The sequence below is a fragment of the Arthrobacter sp. U41 genome, assembly GCF_007679325.1.
Taxonomy (GTDB): domain Bacteria; phylum Actinomycetota; class Actinomycetes; order Actinomycetales; family Micrococcaceae; genus Arthrobacter.
In genome coordinates this window covers 1304459-1329338 of record NZ_VEGI01000001.1, presented here as the reverse complement: position 1 = coordinate 1329338, position 24880 = coordinate 1304459, and the positions used below count along the sequence as shown (strand labels likewise).

At 67.6% G+C, this 24880-nt stretch carries 19 protein-coding genes; 11 read left to right on the top strand and 8 right to left on the bottom strand.

The window, feature by feature from the left end:
- The first annotated feature begins 206 nt into the window (after positions 1–206).
- The 4 genes from FS787_RS06135 (at position 207) to FS787_RS06120 (ending at position 4675) form a co-directional block, all read left to right on the top strand.
- Positions 207–503, top strand: coding sequence for a putative quinol monooxygenase (locus FS787_RS06135; protein ID WP_144671330.1), 297 nt, complete (start codon positions 207–209; stop codon positions 501–503).
- Positions 504–622: 119 nt separating this feature from the next.
- Positions 623–1909: a uroporphyrinogen-III C-methyltransferase gene (gene cobA, locus FS787_RS06130; protein ID WP_144671329.1), complete on the top strand. Its 1287-nt coding sequence runs from the start codon at positions 623–625 to the stop codon at positions 1907–1909.
- Positions 1910–1998: 89 nt separating this feature from the next.
- Positions 1999–3459, top strand: a complete 1461-nt coding sequence (locus FS787_RS06125) for an FAD-dependent oxidoreductase (protein WP_144671328.1) — start codon at positions 1999–2001, stop codon at positions 3457–3459.
- A 214-nt stretch (positions 3460–3673) separates the two neighbouring features.
- On the top strand, positions 3674–4675 hold the full coding sequence (locus FS787_RS06120; protein WP_144671327.1) for a DNA topoisomerase IB: 1002 nt from the start codon (positions 3674–3676) through the stop codon (positions 4673–4675).
- A 22-nt stretch (positions 4676–4697) separates the two neighbouring features.
- Here the strand turns inward: FS787_RS06120 and FS787_RS06115 are convergent, their stop codons facing one another.
- Complete coding sequence (locus FS787_RS06115) at positions 4698–5540, bottom strand: DUF1206 domain-containing protein (RefSeq protein WP_395940316.1); 843 nt, start codon at positions 5538–5540, stop codon at positions 4698–4700.
- A 137-nt stretch (positions 5541–5677) separates the two neighbouring features.
- On the opposite strand from FS787_RS06115, the gene FS787_RS06110 reads away from it, so the two are divergent.
- Positions 5678–6214, top strand: coding sequence for a hypothetical protein (locus FS787_RS06110; protein WP_144671326.1), 537 nt, complete (start codon positions 5678–5680; stop codon positions 6212–6214).
- Positions 6215–6517: 303 nt separating this feature from the next.
- Here the strand turns inward: FS787_RS06110 and FS787_RS06105 are convergent, their stop codons facing one another.
- The 5 genes from FS787_RS06105 to FS787_RS06085 form a co-directional block, all read right to left on the bottom strand.
- Positions 6518–7198: a FadR/GntR family transcriptional regulator gene (locus tag FS787_RS06105; RefSeq protein WP_144671325.1), complete on the bottom strand. Its 681-nt coding sequence runs from the start codon at positions 7196–7198 to the stop codon at positions 6518–6520.
- A complete protein-coding gene (locus tag FS787_RS06100) occupies positions 7195–8511 on the bottom strand; it encodes an MFS transporter (protein WP_144671324.1) in 1317 nt (438 codons plus the stop codon). The genes FS787_RS06105 and FS787_RS06100 overlap by 4 nt, the downstream gene beginning before the upstream one ends.
- A 101-nt stretch (positions 8512–8612) precedes the next feature.
- Positions 8613–11378 (bottom strand): HAD-IC family P-type ATPase, encoded by a 2766-nt coding sequence (locus FS787_RS06095; RefSeq protein ID WP_260982417.1) that lies wholly within the window; start codon positions 11376–11378, stop codon positions 8613–8615.
- Positions 11379–11403: 25 nt separating this feature from the next.
- Positions 11404–12243 carry a polyphosphate kinase 2 gene (ppk2, locus tag FS787_RS06090; RefSeq protein ID WP_144671323.1) on the bottom strand — a complete coding sequence of 280 codons (840 nt, stop codon included), beginning with the start codon at positions 12241–12243 and terminating at the stop codon, positions 11404–11406.
- Positions 12244–12471: 228 nt separating this feature from the next.
- Entirely contained in the window at positions 12472–13914 is a 1443-nt protein-coding gene (locus FS787_RS06085) for a PucR family transcriptional regulator (RefSeq protein ID WP_144671322.1), read from the bottom strand.
- A 145-nt stretch (positions 13915–14059) separates the two neighbouring features.
- On the opposite strand from FS787_RS06085, the gene FS787_RS06080 reads away from it, so the two are divergent.
- Together FS787_RS06080 and gabT are read left to right on the top strand one after the other, a co-directional pair.
- Entirely contained in the window at positions 14060–15490 is a 1431-nt protein-coding gene (locus FS787_RS06080; protein WP_144671321.1) for a gamma-aminobutyraldehyde dehydrogenase, read from the top strand.
- A 79-nt stretch (positions 15491–15569) separates the two neighbouring features.
- A complete protein-coding gene (gabT, locus tag FS787_RS06075) occupies positions 15570–16934 on the top strand; it encodes a 4-aminobutyrate--2-oxoglutarate transaminase (protein ID WP_144671320.1) in 1365 nt (454 codons plus the stop codon).
- Between the two features lie 101 nt (positions 16935–17035).
- Here gabT and FS787_RS06070 read toward each other — a convergent pair whose 3' ends face one another.
- The gene (locus FS787_RS06070) at positions 17036–17857 is read right to left on the bottom strand and encodes a hypothetical protein (protein WP_144671319.1); all 822 of its coding nucleotides are present in this window, start codon (positions 17855–17857) and stop codon (positions 17036–17038) included.
- A gap of 225 nt (positions 17858–18082) precedes the next feature.
- Here FS787_RS06070 and FS787_RS06065 point away from each other — a divergent pair, with 225 nt between their 5' ends.
- A complete protein-coding gene (locus FS787_RS06065) occupies positions 18083–18955 on the top strand; it encodes a universal stress protein (RefSeq protein ID WP_144671318.1) in 873 nt (290 codons plus the stop codon).
- Between the two features lie 32 nt (positions 18956–18987).
- Here FS787_RS06065 and rarD read toward each other — a convergent pair whose 3' ends face one another.
- Positions 18988–20022, bottom strand: coding sequence for an EamA family transporter RarD (rarD, locus tag FS787_RS06060; protein ID WP_144671317.1), 1035 nt, complete (start codon positions 20020–20022; stop codon positions 18988–18990).
- A 175-nt stretch (positions 20023–20197) separates the two neighbouring features.
- Here rarD and FS787_RS06055 point away from each other — a divergent pair, with 175 nt between their 5' ends.
- The 3 genes from FS787_RS06055 (at position 20198) to FS787_RS06045 (ending at position 24792) form a co-directional block, all read left to right on the top strand.
- A complete protein-coding gene (locus tag FS787_RS06055; RefSeq protein WP_144671316.1) occupies positions 20198–21646 on the top strand; it encodes an FAD-dependent oxidoreductase in 1449 nt (482 codons plus the stop codon).
- 104 nt (positions 21647–21750) lie between these two features.
- Positions 21751–23133: a GAF domain-containing protein gene (locus FS787_RS06050; RefSeq protein WP_144671315.1), complete on the top strand. Its 1383-nt coding sequence runs from the start codon at positions 21751–21753 to the stop codon at positions 23131–23133.
- A gap of 135 nt (positions 23134–23268) precedes the next feature.
- Entirely contained in the window at positions 23269–24792 is a 1524-nt protein-coding gene (locus FS787_RS06045) for an aldehyde dehydrogenase family protein (RefSeq protein WP_144671314.1), read from the top strand.
- Positions 24793–24880 lie beyond the last annotated feature (88 nt).

The following is a 24880-nucleotide window of genomic DNA, read 5'->3' as shown; positions in this document are numbered from 1 at the left end:
GCTAGCCCGGACGGAGCAATTGTATGGCTCATCACATCGGTTACGTGTCAGGCGTCTTGCCGGAACACAAAGTGCTAGACCGCGATGCTCTCCGTCGGGCTTTCCGCTACCGGCTGGCGGACCCTTGTTCCACCGAAACTGCAGGCCTACACTCACGGCTATAGGCCGGTATACGGCCCATCCCGCCCGATTCTGAGGAGACAGCCGTGGCGGCAAAATATGGAGTGCTGGCACTGGTCGAGGCAAAACTGGGGAAGGAACAAGAGGTCTGGGATTTCCTCAACGGGGGCCGCGAGATAGTGCTCAACGAACCCGGAACGCAGACCTGGTATGCCTTCCGGGTCAACGATTACACCTCCGGCATCTTCGACACCTTTGACACCGAGGAAGCCCGGCAGGCCCACCTCAACGGGGCCATCCCGGCCGCGCTCGGCGAGCGCGGCCCCACGCTGCTGTCAAAGGACCCTGACATCAAATTGGTTGAACTCATCGCGGTGAAGTAGCCCTCACCGCTGCCGAAGTGCCCCCGGACGGCGGAAACTATGTGACGTGCCATTACCCCGCGTGAACGGGTGTTTCCGAACCGTTGTTGCGCGATATGAGGCCGCCCTATCGTCGATGCATGGCAATTCAGGACATTTACCCCACGGCGCTGCGCCTCCTCGGACGCCCCGTGCTGGTGGTGGGAGGCGGCCCAGTGGCCGCACGCCGCGCCAAGGGACTGCTCGACGCCGGCGCCCGAGTCACGGTGATCGCGCCCCTGGCCAGCCAGGCACTGCACGAGCTGTCCGACGCCGGCCTCCTTGCCTGGGAGCCGCGCCCCTACCGCAGCGCCGACGTCGACGGCGCCTGGTTCGTCCAGACCGCAACGGGCGATGCCGCCGTGGACGCGCAGGTTGCGGCCGACGCCGAGGCGCAGCGCATCTGGTGCGTCAACGCCTCCGACCACGAAGCCTCCGCCGCCTGGACGCCCGCCGTCGCCGTTGTGGACGACGTCAAGATCGCCGTGAACGCCGGGGGAGACCCGCGCCGCGCCATGGCCCTGCGGGACGCCGTGGCCACCGCCCTGGAAACGGGGGACCTGCCGCTCCGCCGTCACCGTGGCTCCGGCACCGGGGAAACCGCCGGGTCCGTGGCGCTCGTTGGCGGCGGACCCGGCGACACCGGGCTCATCACCGTCCGCGGCCGGCGCCTTCTGGGCCAGGCCGACGTCGTGGTCGCGGACCGCCTCGGCCCGCGCGAACTCCTGGCCGAACTGGCCCCCGACGTCCGCGTCATCGAGGTCGGCAAGACCCCCGGCCACCATCCCGTCCCGCAGTCCGGGATCAACCGCATCCTCGTCGACGAAGCCCTGCAGGGCCACCGTGTGGTCCGGCTCAAGGGCGGCGACCCTTACGTCCTTGGCCGCGGCGGCGAGGAAGCCGAATTCTGCCGGCGGCACGGCGTCGAGGTTGAAGTGGTTCCCGGCGTCACCTCCGCCATCTCGGTCCCGGCCGCCGCGGGCATCCCGGTCACGCACCGCGGGCTGGCCAAGGGTTTCAGCGTGGTCACCGGGCATGAGGAGCTCTCCGAAGTCCCGGCCCGGCCCGACCACACCGTGATCCTGCTCATGGGCGTGGGCCAGTTGCGCGATTCCGCGGCCTCGCTGGGACGCGCCGGTTTGCCAGCGGAGACGCCTGTTGGCATCGTAGAGAATGGTTATCTGCCGAACCAGCGGGTGACCATCGGAACGCTCGGGACCATCGCGGACCAGGCGGAGGCCGCAGGCGTCGCGAACCCCGCCGTGATCGTGATCGGTGACGTGGTCCGCGTCAGCCCGTTCGCGCCGTCGCACTTCAAAACCGCGGACTACAGCACCACCACCCCGAACACTCCCCGCTCCACCAAGACCCGCGTACTGACCCCCTAAGACCCGTCGATTGCTCCGTAACCGCCGTTATCAGGCCTCAAAAGGGCGGCTGCGGAGCAACGGATGCAGAAAAACAAAGGAACACAGCCGTGTCAACGAACACCCCTGTAGGAACTGCTGCCCGCCCGCTGCGCATCGCCGTCGTCGGCTCCGGACCCGCCGGGGTGTACGCCGCGGACATCGTGACCAAGAGCGAGGCGGTCAAGAGCGGCGAGCTCACCGTGAGCATCGACCTCTTCGACCGCTACCCGGCGCCGTACGGCCTGATCCGCTACGGCGTGGCCCCGGACCACCCGCGGATCAAGGGCATCGTCAACGCGCTGCACAAGGTCCTGGACCGGGGGGACATCCGCTTCTTCGGCAATGTCGACTACGGCACGGACCTCTCGCTGGAGGACCTCCGCACCCACTACGACGCCGTCATCTTCGCCACCGGGGCCATCAAGGACGCGGACCTGAACATCCCGGGCATCGAACTTGACGGCTCCTACGGCGGCGCCGACTTCGTCTCCTGGTACGACGGCCACCCGGACGTTCCCCGCGACTGGCCGCTGGACGCAAAGGAAATCGCGGTGATCGGCAACGGCAACGTGGCCCTCGACGTGGCCCGGATGCTTTCCAAGCACGCCGATGACCTCCTGGTCTCCGAAATCCCGGACAACGTCTACCGCGCACTGAAGGATTCCCCGGTCACGGACGTGCACGTCTACGGCCGCCGCGGCCCGGCTCAGGTGAAGTTCACCCCGCTGGAGTTGCGCGAGCTGTCCCACTCCAAGGACGTGGACATCATCCTCTACGCCGAGGATTTCGAGTTCGACGCCGAATCGGACCGGCAGATCCAGAGCAACAACCAAACCAAGACCATGGTGGGCACACTTACCAACTGGATCGCCGAGCAGCCCGAGGACCTCTCCGAGCTCAGGGCCTCCCGCCGCCTGCACCTGCACTTCCTGCACAGCCCGGTCGAGATCTACGACAACGCCGACGCCCCCGGCCGCGTCGCCGGGATCAAGTTCGAGCGTACGGAACTGGACGGCACGGGGAACGCCCGCGGCACCGGCGAGTTCGTCGACTACCCGGTCCAGGCCGCCTACCGCGCGATCGGCTACTTCGGCTCGTCGCTGCCCGAGGTCGAGTTCGACCACAGCAAGGGAGTTGTTCCGAACGACGGCGGCCGCGTCCTGGACGCTTCCGGCGCCCCTGTGCCGGGCATTTACGCCACCGGCTGGATCAAGCGTGGCCCGGTGGGGCTGATCGGCCACACCAAGGGCGACGCCCTGGAAACCGTGACCTACCTGCTGGAGGACCGCGACAACCTGCCGCTGGCCGCAGCGCCCGCTCCGGAGACGATTGTCGAACTCCTGGAAAACCGCGGCGTGCAGTTCACCAGCTGGGAAGGCTGGCTGGCCCTGGACGCGCACGAGCGGTCCCTCGGCGAGAAGGCCAGCGCCGACGCCGGCGCGGACGGCATCCAGCGCGAGCGCATCAAGGTGGTCCCGCGTGAGGACATGGTGGAAATTTCCCGCGGCGGGGTGGCCGCGGAGGTCTGATCTGCCGACACCACACAGCAACGCGGGGTCATTCCGCCCGTCCCGGAGGGGATTATGGGCCGTGAGTGACCCCGCATTGTTCCGTAGTGGAGGAAAATCGGGGTTTGGTCAGTAGGCTTACCGTTATGGATGAGCAGCGCATACGAACCTCCGTCCCGGGACCCCCCGCGCCAGGAACCCCCGCGCCGGGAACCCGCGGATCCGGAACGGACCGATGAGGCTCCGGCACAGCAACGCGTCCGGCCGCGGCTACCGCCGGGTCGCTGCCGGGTCTGGCTTCAGCTACAAGGACCTGGACGGCTCCACCCTGCCGCCCGGGCCGGTGCGCGAGCGGCTGGAGAGCATCGGCATCCCGCCGGCGTGGACGGACGTCTGGATTGCGCCCTACGACAACGGGCACATCCAGGCCACCGGACTCGACGCCGTCGGCCGGCGCCAGTACATCTACCACCCGGGCTGGCGCGAAAAGAAGGACCGGCTGAAGTTCGACCGCTCCCTCCAGCTTGCGGAAACCCTTCCGGCCGCACGACGGCTCGTCACCATGGACCTGCGCTCCGAGGGCCTCGGCCGGGACCGCGTCCTGGCCGCCGCGTTCAGGATGCTGGACAGCGGATCGCTGCGGGTTGGCTCCGAGCGCTACACGAACGAAAACGGCAGCCACGGCCTCGCCACCCTGCTGTGCGCCCACGTGAGCGTGCGCAAGAACGAACTCCGGCTCAGTTTCCCGGCCAAGAGCGGCAAGAACTGGGAGTCGCGGATCGACGACGCCGACCTCGCCGCCGTCGTGCGCCAGCTCAAGCGCCGCGGCGGCAACGCCCGCCTGCTGGCCTACAAGGACGGCCGGAGCTGGCACCCTGTGACCAGCGCGGACATCAACGAATACGTCAAAGAGCGCACCGGTCAGGATTTCACGGCCAAGGACTTCCGCACCCTGCGCGGGACGGTGGCCGCCGCCGCCAGCCTGGCGAAGAGCGGCCCGCAGCCCAAGGTGTCCGCGCGGAAGCGGGCGGTCAGCCGCGCCATGCTGGATGCATCCGAGGTCCTCGGCAACACGCCGTCGATCGCCCGGAAGAGCTACGTCGACCCGCGGGTCCTGGACCACTTTGCGGCGGGGGAGACCATCGACCCGAAGCGGCTGGACTCCGCCGAATCCGAGGTCCGGGCCCTGCTCTACCAGGAAGGCGACGTGGTCCCGCTGCAGAAGGCCGCGGGATAGCCGCACACCCGCTGCACACCCGCTACATCCGCCCGAACCGGGCCCGTACCAGCGCGAACGCCCCGTAGGCGATGAAACCCGCACCGATGGCCAGGAGCAGCGGGGGGCCGAAGGTGTGGTCCTGTAATGCCTTGAGGCTGCCGTCCAGTCCGGTGGACGAGCCGGGATCGTTGGTGACCGCGGCGATCCCGAACAGCAGTCCCGTCAGGATCAATGCCACACCCTTGGCAATGTGGCCGGCCACACCCAGTCCACTGACCAGATGGCCCCGGCGCGTCCCCTCAAAATGGCCCAGCTCCTCCTTGAACTTCTTCCCTGCGCCCTTGACGACGAAGTACACCCCGATCCCGATGATGGTCAGACCCAAAGCGATCAGGGCCGGCACTCCGAACGGGCTCCGCACCAGGACCGTGCTGAAATCCCGCGTGGAGTCACCGGAATCGCCCCGGTTGCCCAGCGCGAACCCCGCGAAGCTCAGCCCCACACTCCCGTACGCGATGCTGAGGAAGCCGGAGGACACGAGCTTGCCGAACCGCTCCTTCCGCGGGAGGTGCCTCGCGCGGAGGGTCGCCTCGCTCAACTGCCACAGCGAGAGCCCCGCGCAGGCGATGAACCCCGCCCACATCACGGCCGGGCCCCACGGGTTGGCCGCGAGCTGTTCTATGGCTCCGGTGGGCTCGGCCTGGCCCGGCGCGCCGAGGACCAGTGCCACGGCGATCGCGCCGATGACGATGTGCAGCAGCGCCATCACCGCAAAACCGGTGCGGGCGACGACGTCGAGCGCCGCACTGTCCGACGCGGCTTCCACGGCGTCGGCGGCGTCGCCGGCGGCTGACTGGCCCTCCGGCATCCGCGATGTTTCCATGCTGCCGATTTTACTCACGGGGGTCTCCGTTCCTCGGAGTATCAAGAACTTCATAAGTGTGCTTACCATAGCCGGGTCGGCGCCGTTCGCTGGCGGCGACATTTCCGGATTCGAACACAGACGATAGGAAGCTCAACATGGCAGGTAATCTCGTTGCCCGATCCATCCACGACCTGACGGCAGGCGCCTGGTTCGGCGGCTCCCTTATGGGTGCCATTGGTCTGAACGGGGCGGCGGCCGAAGCCAAGGATCCGGCCGAACGGACCCGGCTCTCGAGCCTGGGCTGGAAGAAATGGGCTCCGTTCCAGACGGCTGCCTTCGGCGCGCACTTCCTCTCCGGCCTCGCGATCATGTGGGAGAACAAGGGCCGGATGGCCAAGCAGGACGGCGTCACCCGCCTCACCGTCTACAAGTCCGTGGTCACCCTTGCCGGTGCCGCCGTGAGCCTGTATGCCGGGCTTCAGGGCGCCAAGGTGGACAAGCTCGCCAGCGAAGGTGCTGAAGGCGCCACCGAGCCCAAGCCCGGCGCGTCCGAGGAACTCCGCTCCGCACAGCAGCAGCTGAAGGTCCTGCAGTGGGCCATCCCGGTGCTGTCCGGCCTGGTGATCGTCCTCGGAGCAAAGCACGGCGAAATGCAGCGCCCGAAGAACGTCTTCAAGGGCCTGGCGCGCTAACCGCGCCTGTACTTCCTCGTTTGAAGAGCTTCCGGGCCGGGGTGCTGACGTCCCGGCCCGGAAGCCCCGTTGCGCCGGTCCCGGTGCTGGGGAAGGAACCGGCCGCTGGATCGGGCCGTCAGAATTCAGCGCTGACGGACCCGGAGATGATGACCGGCCACCAGCTCACCTGGGGGACGGTCAGGCAACTCAATCGCGGAACCATCGCAGAGTTTCCGGAAGGTGCCGCTGAAGCTGAGCATCATCCTGCAACCTTGGGAAAAACCTGTGACCCGGCCGGCGGAGCCTGAGCCGGTGGGTGCCCTACTGCTGGATCCACTCCGCGCAGGAGTTCAGGTTCCGGTGCACGCTCTCGACGGCGGCCGTTTCGTCGTGCGCGGCAATGGCGTCCACAAGGTCGTCGTGGCCTTCGTGCGGGAGCCCGTTGAAGCCGCTGCGGCCCTGCTGCCGGAGAAGGTCGGCATGGAAAACGACGCCGAAACTGACGTACAGCTCGTGCAGGAGCGGATTGCCGGATGCCTGTGCCACAAGCACATGGAAGTCCCAGTCGGCGCGGGCCCAGGCGGTGTAGTCCTCGGCCAGCCACGCGACGCGGCGCGCCTCCAGCAGCCCGCGCAGGGCGTCGACGTCGTCCGCCGTGGCGTGGCGGGCGGCGAGCCGGGCCGCCTGGGTGTCGAGCCCCACCCGGACCTCCAAGATGTGCACCTGCGAGTGGTCGCGGTACATCCGTTGGGCGGCGCCGGAGATTTCGCTGGTGGCGCGGACGTACGTGCCGTCTCCGCGCCGGACCTCCAGCATGCCGCTGTGGGCAAGGGCCTTGACCGCCTCGCGCAGGGTGCCGCGCGAGACGCCGAGGACCGCCATGAGTTCGGGCTCGGCCGGAATCCGCTGCTGCAGCGGCCATTCGCCTGAATGGATCAGCTCCCGCAGCTTGGCGGTGACCTCCTCCACGAGGGGCGGCCGGTGGGACGTGCTGAGTGTCATGACTGCGCCTCTGCGGAAGATGTCAACGTGGACGCACCGGCGGACGCGCCGGCGCTCTGCGGTTCAGGGGGATGCGGTTCCGGGCGCCGCGGAACCTTGGGCAGGGATGTCAGGAGGTGCCCGACGGCGATCTGGCCCAGCGCCACGGCCAGCAGCAGGATCAGCGGCAGCGTCCAGGAGCCGGTGGCACTGTGCAGCAGCCCCATGCCGAAGGGGCCGAGGGTAGCCAGCAGGTAGCCGGCGGACTGCGCCACCGTGGACAGCGCGGTGGTTTCGGCAGTGGTGCGTCCGCTGCGGCTGATCATCACCATGACGAGCGGGAAAATGCCGAGCCCGAACCCCAGCAGCACCGCTGTCAGCGCCGCCCAGGAGACCGGCAGGACAAGCATGGACAGGACCCCGGCGGCCATGGTGACGGTGGCCAGGTAGAAGGCCGTCCTTTGCATCCGGGGGCGTGAGCCGATGGCGACCAGAGCCATGCCGGCCGGGACGGAGACCAGCTGCATCAGGCCGAACATCAGTCCGCCCTCGGAGGCCGTGAGGCCCAGTGTGACCAGCATGTAGGGGAACCAGCTCAGCACGGCGTAGGCCAGCAGTGCCTGGACGGTGAAGCCGAGGGTGATCAGCACGCCGGTGCGGGTCCGGAGCAGGGGCCAGGGGGACACCCTGCCGGCCTTGACCGCGGGCGCGTTGCGGTGGGCATGCACGGCGATCGGCAGGAAGCCGAGGCAGGCGCCCAACGCCAGGAAACCGATCGCGCCGACCCCGGCGGAGGGCGAGCCGAGCTGCTGCGCCACGGGGACGATCAGTACAGCAACCACGGTGGCGCCCGTTGTCATGGTCACCGTGTACAGCGCCGTCATCAGGGACGTCCGGTGCGCGAAATGGACCCGGATGAAGGACGGCATCGCCACGTTGCAGATCGCCAGGCCGGACATCCCGACGACGGTGCCCGCCAGCAGCATGCCGGTGGACGGGATGCCGCGGACCAGCAGCCCGGCCGCGAGCAGCACGAGGGAGAGCAGGATGGCCTTCTCCAGCCCCAGGACCCGGGTGAGCCACGACGTCGCGGCGCCGGCCACGGCGAAGCACAGCGTGGGGATGGAGGGAATGATGGCGGCGATCAGCGGCCCGTAGCCCAGGACCTGCTGCAGGTCGTGCAGGAGCGCGGCGGCGCCGGTGATACCGGCGCGCAGGTTGAGGCCGATCAGCACGATCGCGACGACGCCGGCGATGATCACACCGCGCGGAGCGCGCACGACGGCGGGAGGTGCTGTCTCGGAAACGGCGGACGCCGCCATGCTGCTTGCCATACCCAAAGGTTAGACGTTTGACGTTTGCGGCTTAACCTTTAGTGGCGAATATCTCGCCAAGTGACACTGCGCGGGCGGGAAGACCGGATGGGTGGGTGCGGTCAGGCGGGGACCGGGGACGCTGGAACCGTGGCCGTCATCTTCGGGCGACGGGCTCGGAGGATCAGCTTGAACAGCTCGCCGAGGATCAGCATCACAACAGCCGGAACCAGGCAGACCAGCCACTGCTCACCGGTGAGCGGGACAGTGCCGAAAAGGTCCTGCAGCACCCGGATCTGGGTGATCAGCATCGAGCCGACGATGGCCCAGGCGAACGCCCAGAGCAGCTTCGGGTTGGACACCGTGGACGGTCCGAAGGCGCTTTCCTCGGGGAAACGCAGGTTGAGGGCGACCGTGATGTTCATCAGCCCCAGCCCCACAATGGCCATGCTCTGACCGACGTCGAGGGAGTCGTAGCTGGTCTTGCCGATCTGCACGAGGACCAGAGTGGCGGCCGCCATAAACAGCCCCACGATGAACAGGCGCACCATCATCGACCGGACAATGATCGGCTGATTGAACGGCCGGGGTTTGCGGTCCATGATGCCCGGCGTCGCGAGGTCCAGGCCCATCACGGCGCCGATGGGGGCGACGATTGCCATGTGGATCCACAGCACCTGGGCCGGGCTGAGCAGCGCCGTGCCGGCGATCGCGAACGCGGACGATCCGATGAACGCCAGGATGAACATAAACAGGTTGGCCACCTGGATCCGGATGAACTTCTGCAGGTTGTCGTACACCAGCCGGCCCTCCTCCACCGCGGCCACGATGGTGGCGAAGTTGTCATCGGCCAGGATCATCTTGGCCGCTCCCTTGGCGACGTCGGTGCCGGTGATGCCCATCGCGATCCCGATGTCGGCAGCCGCGATGGCCGGCGCGTCGTTCACGCCGTCGCCGGTCATCGCGACGATGTTGCCTTTGCGCCTGAGCACCTCGACGAGCCTGACCTTGTGCTCGGGCGCCACCCGGGCGATCACGCCGATCCCGTCGATCTGGCTGTCGGCCTCGGCGTCGCTCATCGCCGCGAACTCGGCGCCCGTGACAGCGCGGCCCCTGATGCCCAGCTCGTCGGCGATCGCGGCCGCGGTGATGGCGTGGTCGCCGGTGATCATCCGGACCCGGATGCCAGCGTGTTTGGCCTTGGCGATCGCGGCCACCGCTTCGGCGCGCGGCGGGTCCACCTCGCCAATCAGCGCCGAAATCTCCAGGTCCTGCATCAGTGCCATCAGGTCGCCCGAGGGCTGGAACGTCGCGGGGTCGAACTCGCGCTGGGCCAGGGCGAGAACCCGCCGGCCCTGGCTGGCGATGCGCTCGTTCGCGGTCAGTACCTTCGCCCGCATCTCCTCGGTCAGGGTCTCGGCGCGGCCGCCCGGCATCCGCGCGGATGTGGACCTGTTGAGGACAACGTCGGGGGCCCCCTTCACGTAGGCCCGGATCACCGGCCGGCCGTCGGCGCCCGGCATCCGGTGGAACGTGGCCATGAACTTGTAGTCGGAGTCAAAGGGGACGGACGCCACGCGCGGGTTGTTGCGGCGGAACTCCGTGACGTCCACGCCGCCCTTCTGCGCGAGGACGTACAACGCCGCTTCGGTGGGGTCACCGATGACTTCGCCGTCCTGGATATCGGAGTCGTTGCACAGGGCGCACGGGAACATCACGTAGTCGAGGTCGCGTTCGGCGTCGCCGGTGGTCCGCTGGACCTGGCCGTCGAAGCTGTACCCCTCACCGCTGACCGTGTAGTGATGCTGAACGGTCACGATTTCCCGCACCGTCATCTGGTTCAGGGTCAGGGTGCCGGTTTTGTCCGAGTTGATGGCGGACGTGGAGCCCAGCGTCTCCACCGCCGGCAGGACCTTCATGATGGCATTCTTCTTGGCCATGTTGACCGAGCCGACGGACAGGATCGTTGTGACGACGGCGGGCAGCGCATCCGGTATGGAGCCCACCGCCAGCGCGACGCCGATCCCGAAGAGGACCGCGAAGGAGTCGCCCTGGGCCAGGCCCATCACCACAATCGCGACGAACGCGAAGAGGGCCGCGATGATGATGAAAATGGTGAGCCGGTCCACCTGCTTCGTGAGAGGGGACTTTTCCTCTTTTTGCCCTGACAGCATGTGGGCGATGTGGCCTACCTCCGAGCCCATGCCCGTGGTGGTCACAAGGATCTCGCCGTGTCCCCGCGTCACGTTGGTGTTCATGAACGCCATGTTCACGCGGTCTCCGATGCCGACGTCGTGCCGGCCGATGGACGCGGTGTCCTTTTCGACCGCGACGCTCTCCCCGGTGAGGGCCCCCTCTTCGATCTGGAGCGTCGCGGCAAGGATGACCCTGCCGTCGGCGGGGATGCGGTCGCCGGCATCGACCATCACGATGTCGCCGGGGACGATCTGCTCGGCGGGGAGCTCCGTCATCACGCCGTCGCGGCGCACCTTGGCCATCGCCTTCATCATCTGCCCCAGGGAGGCGGCGGCCTCTTCGGCCTTGCCTTCCTGGTGATATCCCAGCCATGCGTTGAACAGCGTCAGCAGCGCAAGTCCGATCGCCGTCCCGTATTCCGCGATCAACAGGCTGACCAGGGCGGCGACCACGAGCACGATCTGCATGTAATCCCGGTAGTGCTTGAAGAACCGCTTCCAGACCGGTTCCTGCTTCGCGGCGGCCAGGGCGTTAGGCCCGTATTCCTGAAGCCGCTGCTGCGCCTCGGCCGTACTGAGCCCGCTGGCCGGGTCCACCCTCAGTTCGGCCGCGACCTCGGCCGGCGCCAGGGCATACCAGGTGGCGTCCGGCTCGGTCGCAGCCACGGCTGCTGATCCGGGACTGTCGTTCATGACTTACTCCTCATCGCGGCGCTGCTCAGAACGGGGTGGGAACGCGCCGCACCGCGAGGTTCGGCTCGCGGTAGTTGCCGGACTTCTGGCGCTTCGGCAGCTCGACGTCGAGCCCCGGGTACGGCTCGTACGGCACCTGGCTCAGCAGATGGCTGATGATGTTGAGCCGGCCGCGCTTCTTCACATCGTTGTTCGCGACGAACCACGGGGCCCAGGCGGTGTCAGTCGCCGCGAACATGGCGTCCCTGGCCCGGGAGTAGTCATACCAGCGCTTGTAGGACTTCAGATCCATAGGGGAGAGCTTCCACGTTTTGCGCGGATCGTCCATCCGGCTCTTGAGCCGCCGCGTTTGCTCGTCCGCGCTCACCTCAAGCCAGTACTTCAGCAGGATGATGCCGGAGTCGACCATTGCTTTTTCCACGAGCGGAGCCATGTTGAGGAACCGCTGGGTCTGCTCCGGGGTGCAGAAGCCCATCACACGTTCCACGCCCGCCCGGTTGTACCAGCTGCGGTCGAAGATAACCACCTCGCCGGCCGCCGGGAAGTGCGCCATATACCGCTGGAGGTACATCTGGGACTTCTCCCGCTCCGTCGGGGTGGGCAGGGCCACCACCCTGAAAACCCGGGGGCTCACACGCTCGACAATGCGTTTGATCGTGCCGCCCTTGCCTGCCGTGTCGCGCCCCTCGAAAACGATGCAGATCTTGGCCCCGGTGGACTTCACCCACTCCTGCATGGCAACCAGCTCGCCTTGCAGGACGGCCATCTCCGCCTCATATTCCTTGCGCGGCATCTTGGTTCGGGGCTGCCCGTCCGGCTCCGTCGACTCGTTGGCGCTCTTTTTGGTGCTCTTCTTTTTGCCCACGTTCGGCCTCCTAGTCGGGTACTTCCTAGGGCGAATCAGGCAGCCGAGCTGCGGCACCGACGGGACCGGCCCATCCGTCCCGGCGGGGAAGGGAAGGGTGCAGGCACCGTATCCGGGCGCTCCTGTGCAGCGTACTGCCTCTCCCAGTCTTGCCACCGGCCGGAGTCCGGTCTACGGCACTAAGACCCTATTGAGGGCCGTTTCCCGCGTTGGTGTGGGAGATGGGGGTCAGCGCGGGTGCCGGGCGCTCAGCCGCTGAACGGCCAGCGCGAGCCACAGCTGCACCCGGTCCGAGGTCTGGGCGGGGTCGTAGCCGGTGAGTTCAGTGATCTGGGCGAGCCGGTAGCGGACCGTGTTCCGGTGCAGCGTCAGCTCCTCGGCGACGGCCGCCACCGAGCCGTTGTTGTTCAGGTAGCTTTCCAGCGTGGCCATCAGCTCGGCGCCATGGGTCGTATCGAAGCTCCGGAGCGGATTGAGCGACTCGTTCGCCATGTCAGCCAGCGGCACATCCTCGCTGGCCAGCAGCAGCGACGTCAGGCTCAGCCGCTCCGGTTCGTTCACGGGCAGGCCGTGGCTGGCCGCATCGCGGGCTTCAAAGTAGCTCCAGCGCAACCCGTTGGGCTTCGTATACGCTCCGCCGATCCCGATCGTGGCGTGGATCCCGGCCTCGGCCAGATGGTCACTGAGGCTCCGGGCCAGGGCGCTGGCACCGCTGCCGTCGTCGGGGACCACCGCCACCAGGTCCTTGCCGACGACGGCGCTCACCGATTTCTCCAGCGCGTGCGGCAGGGAGGACGTCCCCAGCTGTTTGAAGTGCGCAGCGGACTCGGCCAGCAGCACCACGTTCCTGCGGGTGCTGTTGACGCCGATGCCGGCGAGCCGCCGGGTGGCCTCACTGGGCTCGAGGGTCCCGTGGATCACGTCCTCCAGGACCTGTCCGGCCAGGGCACGCTGGGACTGGCGCTGCTTGACCATGTTGTTGAGTTCAACGCTGATCAGGTTCTGGGCGTAGCCCACAATGCCGGAATCCTCGAACGGCTGCTTCACCCACAGGGTGCACGCGTCGCGGCGGCCGGTGGGAATCGGGAAGGACGCCCAGCCCTCGGCAGTCGGCGCCGGACTGCCCGGCACGGTGCTGTAAAGCTGGGCGGTGAACTGGGTCAGCACGATCTCAGTCCGCAGCATGGACCCGAGGTGCTTGAGGAGTTCGGTCAGTCCGCCGCCGGTGAGCAGGGCGCGGGCAAGGATCTGGTGCCCGGCGATGAGCCGCTCCAGCTTGGTGAAGTGGTCCGCCGACTGGGCGTCGGCGACGAGCTTGCCGATCGCGATGAACGGCGTCTCATACGGCACCTCGACCACGGGCAACCCCCAGCGGTTGGCCTCGGCGATCAGGGCCGGAGGAACGGCGTCGTGCGTCAGGCCGATGCCGAACCCGATCCCCACCGCGCCGGCGCGCTGGACCTGGCGGACGAAGCGGCGCTGTTCCGGGGCGCTCTTGAGCCGCATGCCCGTAGTAAGGACCAGTTCGCCGCCGTTGAGGAACCGCTGCGGGTCCTCCTGCTCCGTGACGGCCACCCACACAATGTCCTGGTGCCAGGTGGTCTCCGCAAGGCCTGCCTTGGCGAGTTTGAGGGACGGAACCCCCAGCAGGGCAGCAAGTGAAATGGCCATAAATTCAGGATAGCCGGGGGCTGGTCAAGCGCACTAAAATATGGCGTCAACGGTGTGCAGGTGACTATTCCCCGGGGTTGACCGGCTGGCATAGGCTCGGAGCAGTCTCATTGGGTCCTTTTCAGCGTGAAAGAGGTTGTACACCGTGGTTCAAACCTTGCAGAACTTCATCAACGGCGAGTTTGTCACTCCCGCCGGAACCGGGGCGCTGGACATCGTCAACCCCACCAACGGCGAGGTCGTGGCCACCTCGCCGATCTCGGTCGCGGCCGACGTCGACGCCGCCATGACGGCCGCGCAGGACGCCTTCAAAACCTGGAAGCACACGACGCCGGGGCAGCGCCAGCTGATGCTGCTCAAGCTCGCCGACGCCGTTGAGGCCAACAGCGACGAACTGGTCGAGGCCCAGCACCGCAACACCGGCCAGGTCCGGTCCCTGATCGCCTCCGAGGAAGTCGCCGCCGGCGCTGACCAGCTGCGCTTCTTCGCCGGCGCCGCCCGGATCATGGAGGGCAAGTCCGCCGGAGAATACTTCGAGGGCCACACCTCCTACGTGCGTCGCGAACCGATCGGCGTCGTCGCCCAGGTGGCACCCTGGAACTACCCCTTCCTGATGGCCATCTGGAAGATCGGTCCCGCCTTGGCGGCGGGCAACACCGTGGTGCTCAAGCCCTCGGACACCACCCCGGAATCCACCCTCGTCCTGGCTCGCCTCGCCGGCGAGATCTTCCCGGCCGGTGTGCTCAACGTTGTTCTGGGCACCGGCGAGACAGGCGCCCTGATGGTGGAGCACAAGGTCCCCGGCCTCGTGTCCATCACCGGCTCCGTCCGGGCCGGCATCGCGGTTGCCTCCGGGGCCGCGAAAGGCCTCAAGCGTGCCCACCTGGAGCTCGGCGGCAAGGCCCCTGCCATCGTGTTCAAGGACGCGGACATCAAAAAGAGCGCCGCGGCCATCGCCGAATTCGCGTTCTTCAACGCCGGCCAGGACTGCACGGCGATCACCCGCGTCCTGGTCCAGGACGAAGTCCACGATGACGTCGTCGCAGCCATGGTGGAACACACCAGGACCCTGCACACCGGTTCGCAGAACGACGAGGACAACTACTTCGGCCCGCTCAACAACGTGAACCACTTCAATGCCGTGACGTCGGTCGTGGAGCACCTGCCGGCGAACTGCAGGATTGAAACCGGCGGCCACCGCGCCGGTGAAAAGGGCTTCTTCTTCGAGCCCACCATCATCACCGGTGCCAAGCAGAGCGACGACATCGTGCAGAAGGAAACCTTCGGACCCGTCATCACGGTGCAGAAGTTCAGCACCGAGGACGAGGCCGTGGAGATGGCCAACGACGTCGACTACGCCCTCGCCTCCAGCGTCTGGACCACGGACCACGGCACGGCCATGCGCGTCAGCCGCGACCTGGACTTCGGTGCTGTGTGGATCAACACCCACATCCTCCTCACCGCCGAGATGCCGCACGGCGGCTTCAAGCAGTCCGGCTACGGCAAGGACCTCTCCATGTACGGCGTCGAGGACTACACCCGCATCAAGCACGTCATGAGCGCGCTGGACGCCTGATCCCACCGGCGCCCACCTCGCTCCGCTTCGGCCAGGGAACCCTGCCGGCGTGGCCCCATTCAGTAAGAAAGGCTCTCCCATGACCACCACCGCCCATGACATCACGTACCGTCTTGAGCAGAAGCGCCGCGTCCAGGCCGACTTCCCGGGCCCCAAGTCGGTGGCCCTGACCGAACGCCGCAAGGCGGTCGTCGCCGCAGGCGTCGCGTCCAGCGTTCCCGTCTATGTCGCCGACGCCGACGGCGGCATCATCCACGACGTCGACGGCAACTCCTTCATCGACCTCGGCTCCGGCATTGCCGTGACCAGCGTCGGCGCCTCCGACCCCGCCGTCGTCGGCGCCGTCAAGGAAGCCGTGGAGCACTTCACCCACACGTGCTTTATGGTCACCCCCTACGAGGGCTACGTGGCCGTCGCCGAGCAGCTGAACCGGCTCACCCCGGGCGACCACGAGAAGCGCACCGTGCTGTTCAACTCCGGCGCCGAAGCCGTAGAGAACGCCGTCAAGGTGGCCCGCCTCGCCACCGGCCGGGACGCCGTCGTCGCCTTCGACCACGCGTACCACGGCCGCACCAACCTGACCATGGCGCTGACCGCGAAGGCCATGCCGTACAAGACCAATTTCGGCCCGTTCGCGCCCGAGGTCTACCGCATGCCGATGAGCTACCCCTACCGCGAGGAAAACCCGGAGATCACCGGTGCGGAGGCGGCCAAGCGCGCCATCACCATGATCGAGAAGCAGATCGGCGGCGAGCAGGTTGCCGCGATCATCATCGAGCCCATCCAGGGCGAAGGCGGCTTTATCGTCCCGGCCGAGGGTTTCCTGCCGGCGCTGGCGGCGTGGGCCAAGGACAAGGGCATCGTCTTCATCGCCGACGAGGTCCAGTCCGGCTTCTGCCGCACCGGCGAATGGTTCGCCGTGAACCACGAGGGCGTCGTCCCCGACATCATCACCATGGCCAAGGGCATCGCCGGCGGCATGCCGCTCTCCGCCATTACCGGCCGCGCCGACCTGCTCGACGCCGTCCACCCGGGCGGCCTCGGCGGCACCTACGGCGGCAACCCCGTGGCGTGCGCGGCGGCCCTGGCCTCCATCGGATCGATGGAGCAGTACGGCCTCAACGCCCGCGCCAAGCACATCGAGGAACTCGCCCTCGGCAAGCTGCGGGACCTGGCCACAGAGCTAGCCGACCGTTCCGTGATCGGCGACATCCGCGGCCGCGGCGCCATGCTGGCGATCGAACTGGTCCAGGCCGGATCGAAGGAACCGAACCCGGAACTGACGAAGGCCGTCGCCGCGGCCTGCCTCAAGGAAGGCGTCATCATCCTCACCTGCGGCACGTACGGCAACGTCATCCGGCTCCTGCCGCCGCTGGTCATCAGCGACGAACTCCTGCTGGACGGCCTCCAGGTCCTGGCCTCGGCCATCAAGGCGAACGCCTGACCCGTCCGGCCACCCGGAACCGGATACCCGGACAAAGCAGCAAAGCCGCGGACACCCGTCCGCGGCTTTGCTGCGTTACACCCGTGCTGCTTTTTCGAGATCTACTTCCAGGACGTGGCGTCGAGCTGGACCGCGACGACGTAGACGTGCTGGCCCCGCTCGATCTTCTCTACCTCCCAGACCCGCACCTTGGTCTCGGGCACCGGATCCGTCGGCCGGCCCACGCCGATCCCATAGCTGACGACGCCCTCGAAGTCCCCGGCCGCGGCGTAGCTGGTGAGCGCCGGGTAGCCGAGCGCCGGGCCAGGTTCGCGCGTGATGGTGCTGGCCGTGCCGTCCTCTGTGTGCGCCTGGGCGCCGCGGAAGACCACTTTGAGGATGGCGCCGGTGCCGGGCATGGAAATCGGCAGGCCGCTGCCGTCGGCGATCAGTTTGGGCACAAACTCGATGTCGTAGCTCGGGAACCCGCCGAGGAACCGGAAGCTCAGCTGGTCGTAGGGCGGAGTCTCCGCGGGGTGCGTCCCGGCTCCGATGGCGTACAGCGCGGGCAGGGGAGCGGCCGGTGGCGGAGCAATCGGTACCGGGTTCTCATGCGTTGCCCTGAACGGGCTGCCGGGGCCCGGCCAGGTCCAGTCGAGGGTGATCTTGGAGGAGATCACCCTGACGCCCGAATGAGGCGGAGCCGTTTCGTCAGTGTCGGCCGGGACGGTGGCGGACGCGGAAGGAGAGGCAGTGGACGTGGCAGGGGCCGACGCGGTGGCGGTCGACGTGGCAGCGGGCGGGGAAGTGGCAGCGGCCGGGCTGGTCCCGCCGGTTTGCGGTGTGGACGGCGTGCAGGCGGTTAGTGCCAGCAGCAGGCCCAACATCCCCAGCGCGGTGTTTCGTGTGGTGGCCTGGATCTTCCCGATGTCAATCGTACTCATTGTGAGTTCCCCTGTGAGTTCCCCTGTGAGTTCCCCGCGACCCTTCCAGTCTAGGGACGGACGAGTGCCCTGCTCAGGGCCGAAAGTCACGGACTATTCAGGACATTTCCGGGCCCCGCTGGGCTAGAGTCGTTCCTACCACTGCAGGAACGCAGACCGGCCGACGTCGCCCGGAACCCCCGGAGCAAAGCTGGCTTCTGCCACAGACCCATAAGGGGTTCATACATGCGATACGTAGTTGGCTATACCCCCAGCGACCGCGGCGCCGACGCCGTTGCGCTGGCCTCCGCCCTGGCCCGCGCCCAGGGGGCGCACCTTGACTTGGTCTACGTTGTGGACCGGCACACCCCCTACGTCGCGATGAACCCGGAGGGTAGCCGGGTCAGCGCCGCGGAGCAGAAGGTACTCAGCGCGGAACGGGAGGGCCTGGCGCTTGTCCCGAAGGACCTCGATGCCCGGTTCCATGTCCGCCAGGCCGACTCTCACGCTGCCGGCCTCATCGACGCCGCCGTGGAATACAAGGCCGGCCTGATCGTCGTGGGCGCCGCCAGTGCCGGGCTGTTCAAGCGCTACACCATCGGCAGCGCGGCCAACGCCCTCCTGCATGCCTCGCCCGTTCCGGTGGCGCTGGCACCCCGCGGGTACCGCCACACGGAGCCGATCACCCGGCTGACCCTCGCGGTAGGCCAGCGCACGGGCGCGGAGGCGGCGATCGACGTCGCGGTTGAAGCCGCCGAACGCCACGGTGTCCCGCTGCGGCTGGTCTCGCTGGTAGAACTTGACGTCGAAGGGAACAGCGGCGAAAACATCAACGCGGCACACGTCCACGCCAACACCGTGCTTACGGCGGCCGCCCACCGGCTGCCGGCCGGCCACCAGGTCACGGTGGAAGTCGCCCATGGGCGCACCATCGAGGAGGCGATCGATGACCTCGAATGGGACGACGGCGAGATCATGATCGTGGGTTCGTCCCGCCTGGCGGAGAAGAACAAACTGTTCATCGGCAGGACGGCCAACAAGGTGCTCCTTGCCCTGCCGGTGCCCATGATCGTGGTCCCGCGGGACTACGAGAGGTTTGATACCAGCCCCGAGGACTGACGGCGTCGGGCCGCTCCGCCGCTTGGACAGACTCAGGCGGCGGAACGGGCCAGCCTGCGGGTCACGGAGTTCTTCCGGGCAGCGAGCAGCATGTCCACGGTCAGGACCAGCAGCGCGAGCCAGACGACGCCGAAGCCGATCCAGCGGTCCGTCGTCATGGGCTCATTGAACACGGCCAGCGCCACGATGAACTGCAGCACCGGGGCGAAGTACTGCAGCAGGCCGATCGTCGTCATCGGCAGGCGCCGGGCCGAGGCGCCGAAGAACAGCAGCGGCACCGCGGTGATGATCCCCGACGCCGCGAGAAGCCAGAAGTGCGCGGCGCCGTAGGCAGTCAGGGTCGCGGATCCGCTGAGCGCCAGGATGGTCATCGCGGTGGCCGCGACCGGCGCCAGCACGATCGTCTCGACCGTGAGGCTGGTGATCGCATCAGCCCACGGGCCGACACGCTTCTTGACGAAGCCGTAGAGGCCAAAGCTCAGTGCCAGGGTCAAGGCAATCCACGGCAGTTTGCCGTAGGAAACGGTCAGGACGCCCACGGCGATGAACCCGATGCCGACGGCGGCCCACTGCAGCGGGCGAAGTTTCTCCTTCAGCACCACCACTCCCAGCAGGACCGAGACCAGCGGGTTGATGAAGTAGCCCAGCGAGGCTTCCACTGCCTGCCCGGTGGTCACACCGTAGACGTAGGTCAGCCAGTTCACTGCGATCAGGACCGCGGCAATGACCAGCGGGAAGATGACCGTGCGGTTGCGGAAGGCTGCGCCCAGGACCCGCCAGGAGCGGGTGATGGTGATCAGCAGGGCGCAGAACAGCAACGACCACAGCACGCGGTTGGCCACGATTTCGACAGCTCCTGCGGGTTGCAGCAGGAAGAAGTACAGGGGCATCAGTCCCCACAGGCCGTAGGCGCCGATCCCGAAGATGATTCCCGCCGTCGTGTCCGTGTCCACTGCCTTGAGGGCGGCCGGCGGACGCTTCGACGCGTTCGCGCCGGTGCCGGCAACGCCGGGCGGGGTCAGCGCGGCTGGGGCGGGGGAACGCTCGGGGGTAGGCACAAGATCCATAACACCACCCGCGGGGCGCCTATTCCTGCCTTTGGGCCCGATGTGCCGGGCGCCGGGGCCCGGATCCCTGCGACGTCAGTCACCCCGGAGCCCGTGCCGGGGTGCGGACATTTAGAATAAGGGGATTGTGCGCTGTGTGATCCGGCGCAGCCGCTAAGACTCAGAAGGGTTCCCGGTGTCCAACTCGGCCGAAACTTCGCCTCAAAGTACGTCCAAACGTCCGCTCCGCGTTGCGATTGTTGGCGCCGGTCCGGCCGGCGTCTACGCCGCGGATATCCTGACCAAGTCCAATGAAGTCAAGGACGGCGACTTCGAGGTCAGCATCGACCTTTTCGAGGCGTACCCGGCCCCGTACGGCCTGATCCGCTACGGCGTGGCCCCGGACCACCCTCGGATCAAGGGCATCGTCAACGCGCTGCACAAAGTCCTGGACCGTGGCGACATCCGGTTCCTGGGCAACGTGACCTACGGCCGCGACCTGACCCTGCACGATTTCCGTTCCTTCTACGACGCCGTGATCTTCTCCACGGGCGCCATCAACGACGCGGAACTGGACATCCCCGGCGTCGGGCTCCAAGGGTCCTTTGGCGGCGCTGACTTCGTCTCCTGGTACGACGGGCACCCCGACGTGCCGCGCGACTGGCCCCTGGAAGCGAAGGAGATCGCGGTGATCGGCAACGGCAACGTGGCCCTCGACGTGGCCCGGATGCTGGTCAAGCACGCCGACGAGCTGCTGGTGACGGAGATTCCGGACAACGTCTACCAGGCGCTCAAAAACTCCCCTGTCACGGACGTGCACGTGTTCGGCCGCCGCGGACCGGCGCAGGTGAAGTTCACCCCGCTGGAACTGCGCGAACTCTCCCACGCCCGCGACGTCGACATCGTCCTCTACCCGGAGGACTTCGAATTCGACGAGGCCTCCGACGAGGCCATCCGCAGCAACAACCAGATCCGCACCATGGTCAACACCCTGACGAACTGGCTCGTCGAGGAGCACGCCGAGGCCGAGGAACCGTCCTCCCGCCGGCTGCACCTGCACTTCCTGCACAGCCCCGTTGAAATACACGACGACGCCGACCACCCCGGAAAGGTCACCGGCATCAAGTTCGAGCGCATGCAGCTGGACGGCACCGGCAACGTCAAGGGCACGGGGGAGTTCCTCGACTACCCCGTTCAAGCCGTCTACCGGGCGATCGGCTACCACGGCTCGCCGCTGGACGAGCTCGAATACGATGCCCGCCGCGGCGTGATCCCCAACGAGGGCGGGCGGGTGCTCGACGCCGACGGCAATCCCGTCCCGGGCATCTATACAACGGGCTGGATCAAACGCGGCCCCGTGGGACTGATCGGCCACACCAAGGGCGACGCGCTGGAGACCATCGGTTTCCTGCTCGAGGACCGGCTCAGCCTCCCGCCGGCGCAAAACCCGGATCCGCAGGCGATCCTGGACCTCCTGGACCAGCGCGGGATCGAATACACCACCTGGGAAGGCTGGAACAAACTCGACGCCCGCGAGCTGGCCCTCGGCGCGGAGTGGTCCGCGTCCCCGGACGCCAACGGGATCGTGCGGGAACGCGTCAAGGTAGTTCCCCGCGAGGACATGGTGCGGATCTCCCGCGGCTAGCGAAGCGGAGCCGGTGCCCCCGCTCTGGCGGGTGGCCGGAACGCCCACTAGACTGGCCGGACTGGCTGCCACCGGCATGCCGTCGCGCGTGACGTGGGAGTTCAATGAGGAATTTGGTCCGTCCGGCTGGCCCGCTCCATCCGGAAACCGGGGTCACCGCTGAGCTGCGCCAGCACTTCGCCCATGCCGGGCACGAGCAGCTGGACTCGCGGGGCCGCGGACTGCCGGAGGACCTGCGGCTGCCGGGTCTCAGCAACCTCATCCAGGAGTCCTGGCGGCGGTCGGCCGAGCTGCAGGCCAATCCTGACAACCCCGAGGCCCCGCTGGCCATGGACCGCGAAGAACTCGAAGAATACCGGCGGCAGCACCCGCTGGCGGCCATCATGCCGGTGATTCACAAGCTGCTGGTCCTGCCCAGCCACGACAGCGGGATGCTGGTGGCCGTGGGGGACGAGGTGGGCCGGCTCCTCTGGGTTGAAGGCGACGCCGCCATGCAGCGCCGGGCTGAAGGCATGATGTTCGTTCCCGGGGCCGACTGGTCCGAAGCCACCGTGGGCACCAGCGCCCCCGGCACAGCACTGGCCCTGGGCCGGGGCATCCAGATCTCCGGCGCGGAACACTACAAGCGCTCCGTCCACCCGTGGAGCTGCACAGCCGTTCCCTTCCACGATCCGGATTCCGGCGCCCTCCTGGGGGTCGTTGACATCACCGGCACCGAGTCCGCCGTGGCCCCGCACACCCTGTCACTTGTCGAAGCCACCGTCGCCGCCGCCCAGGCCCACCTCCGTGTGGAGCGGCTGCAGCTCGCCGCCGCGCGCCAGACTTCGCCGGCCCGACGCCGGAACCCGGCCGCGCCGAAGACTGCGGACGCGCCCGCTGCCACGAGCCTGTACCGCAATAGCCTCCAGCTCCTTGGCCGGGATCAGGCACTGCTCAGCATCGACGGGCGCACCGTGGCGCTTTCGGCCCGGCACAGCGAGATCCTGACCCTGCTCAGCATGCATCCGGAAGGCCTCAACGCCGAGGAGCTCTGCAACCTGCTGTACCCGGGGGATGCTTCCACCATGACCCTGCGGGCCGAGATGGTGCGTCTGCGCAAGGTGCTCCAGCAGCTCAACCCGGGTGCAGTACCGCAGTCCCGTCCCTACCGGCTGCCGCTGGACCTGGTGCCGGACTCCGGGCAGGTCCTGAACTGCCTGCAGCGCGGAGCGCACCGGATCGCCCTGGAGATCTACCGCGGCGCCGTCCTGCCCCGTTCCGAAGCCCCCGGCATCGTCGAACTGCGGAACCGGGTCTCCTCCCTGCTCCGCGAAGCGGTGCTGACGGACGGCAGCGCCGAGTCGCTCCTGAGGTACGCCGAGCTGCCCGAGGCGAGGGACGACGTCGGGATCCGGATCGCGGCACTGAAGCTGCTGCCGCCGCGCTCGCCGAAACGCGCCGCCGTCGTCACTGATTTGGAACGGCTCGAGGCCGAACTCAGCGCCTGACCCGACGCCGTTCACGGGAAAGTGACCCGGGTCACTTCCGCTGCAACCTGACTGCAACCCCCTTGCTCCTAGGCTGAACGCAACGGCGGCGCCGACACCTGGCCGCCACCAATCGTGAACAGCAAAGGAGCTGCAATGACTGTCTACGCACAGCCCGGTACCGAGGGTTCGAAGGTCACTTTCAAGGACCGCTACGAGAACTGGATCGGCGGCGAGTGGGTTGCCCCGGTCAAGGGCCAGTACTTCGAGAACATCACCCCCGTCACCGGCAAGGTCTTCTGCGAGGTCGCCCGCGGCACCGCCGAGGACATCGAACTGGCCCTCGACGCCGCCCACAAGGTTGCACCGTCCTGGGGAAAGACCTCCGTCGCCGAGCGCGCCGCGATCCTGAACAAGATTGCCGACCGCATCGACGAGAACCTCGAGATGCTCGCCGTCGCCGAATCGTGGGACAACGGCAAGCCTATCCGCGAGACCCTCAACGCGGACATCCCGCTGGCCTCCGACCACTTCCGCTACTTCGCCTCCGCCGTCCGCGCCCAGGAGGGCCGGCTGTCCCAGCTCGACGACGACACCACCGCCTACCACTACCACGAGCCGCTCGGCGTCGTCGGCCAGATCATCCCCTGGAACTTCCCGATCCTGATGGCCGTCTGGAAGCTCGCGCCGGCCCTCGCTGCCGGCAACGCCGTCGTCCTGAAGCCGGCCGAGCAGACCCCGTCCTCGATCATGGTCCTCATGGAGCTCATCGGCGACCTGCTGCCTGCCGGTGTCCTCAACGTGGTCAACGGTTTCGGCGTCGAGGCCGGCAAGCCGCTGGCCTCCAGCCCCCGGATCCGCAAGATCGCGTTCACCGGCGAAACCTCCACCGGCCGGCTGATCAGCCAGTACGCCAGCCAGAACCTGATCCCGGTCACCCTGGAACTGGGCGGCAAGAGCCCCAACATCTTCTTCAACGACGTTGCCGACTCCAACGACGCGTTCTACGACAAGGCCCAGGAAGGCTTCACCCTCTTCGCCTTCAACCAGGGCGAAGTCTGCACCTGCCCGTCCCGCGCCCTGGTCCAGGAGGACATCTACGATTCCTTCATGGCCGACGCCGTGGCGCGGGTGGAGAAAATTATCCAGGGCAACCCGCTGGACACCGACACCCAGCTCGGCGCTCAGGCCTCCAACGACCAGCTGGAAAAGATCCTGTCCTACATCGACATCGGCAAGCAGGAGGGCGCCAAGGTGCTCACCGGCGGCGGCCGGGCCGAGCTGCCCGGAGACCTGGCCGGCGGCTACTACGTCCAGCCGACCATCTTCGAAGGCCACAACAAGATGCGGATTTTCCAGGAGGAAATCTTCGGCCCGGTGGTGTCCGTAACCCGCTTCAGCGACTACAACGACGCCATGGGCATCGCCAACGACACCCTCTACGGCCTCGGCGCCGGCGTCTGGTCCCGCAACGGCAACGTCGCCTACCGCGCCGGGCGGGAGATCCAGGCCGGCCGCGTGTGGGTCAACAACTACCACGCCTACCCGGCGGGCGCTGCGTTCGGCGGCTACAAGTCCTCAGGCATCGGCCGCGAGAACCACTCGATGATGCTGGACCACTACCAGCAGACCAAGAACCTCCTGGTCAGCTACAACGAGAACAAGCTCGGCTTCTTCTAAGCCGCAACAAACCCGGGCGGGGCGGATCACGATCGATCCGCCCCGCCCGCACCACTTGTGCACCGACGCGGAAGGACACCGGCCCACT

Coding starts and splice junctions, on each gene's coding strand:
- cobA (WP_144671329.1), top strand. CDS start 623: ATGGCAATTCAGGACATTTACCCCACGGCGCTGCGCCTCCTCGGACGC.
- FS787_RS06120 (WP_144671327.1), top strand. CDS start 3,674: ATGAGGCTCCGGCACAGCAACGCGTCCGGCCGCGGCTACCGCCGGGTC.
- FS787_RS06115 (WP_395940316.1), bottom strand. CDS start 5,540: ATGGAAACATCGCGGATGCCGGAGGGCCAGTCAGCCGCCGGCGACGCC.
- FS787_RS06110 (WP_144671326.1), top strand. CDS start 5,678: ATGGCAGGTAATCTCGTTGCCCGATCCATCCACGACCTGACGGCAGGC.
- FS787_RS06105 (WP_144671325.1), bottom strand. CDS start 7,198: ATGACACTCAGCACGTCCCACCGGCCGCCCCTCGTGGAGGAGGTCACC.
- FS787_RS06100 (WP_144671324.1), bottom strand. CDS start 8,511: ATGGCAAGCAGCATGGCGGCGTCCGCCGTTTCCGAGACAGCACCTCCC.
- FS787_RS06095 (WP_260982417.1), bottom strand. CDS start 11,378: ATGAACGACAGTCCCGGATCAGCAGCCGTGGCTGCGACCGAGCCGGAC.
- FS787_RS06085 (WP_144671322.1), bottom strand. CDS start 13,914: ATGGCCATTTCACTTGCTGCCCTGCTGGGGGTTCCGTCCCTCAAACTC.
- gabT (WP_144671320.1), top strand. CDS start 15,570: ATGACCACCACCGCCCATGACATCACGTACCGTCTTGAGCAGAAGCGC.
- FS787_RS06070 (WP_144671319.1), bottom strand. CDS start 17,857: ATGAGTACGATTGACATCGGGAAGATCCAGGCCACCACACGAAACACC.
- FS787_RS06065 (WP_144671318.1), top strand. CDS start 18,083: ATGCGATACGTAGTTGGCTATACCCCCAGCGACCGCGGCGCCGACGCC.
- rarD (WP_144671317.1), bottom strand. CDS start 20,022: ATGGATCTTGTGCCTACCCCCGAGCGTTCCCCCGCCCCAGCCGCGCTG.
- FS787_RS06050 (WP_144671315.1), top strand. CDS start 21,751: ATGAGGAATTTGGTCCGTCCGGCTGGCCCGCTCCATCCGGAAACCGGG.
- FS787_RS06045 (WP_144671314.1), top strand. CDS start 23,269: ATGACTGTCTACGCACAGCCCGGTACCGAGGGTTCGAAGGTCACTTTC.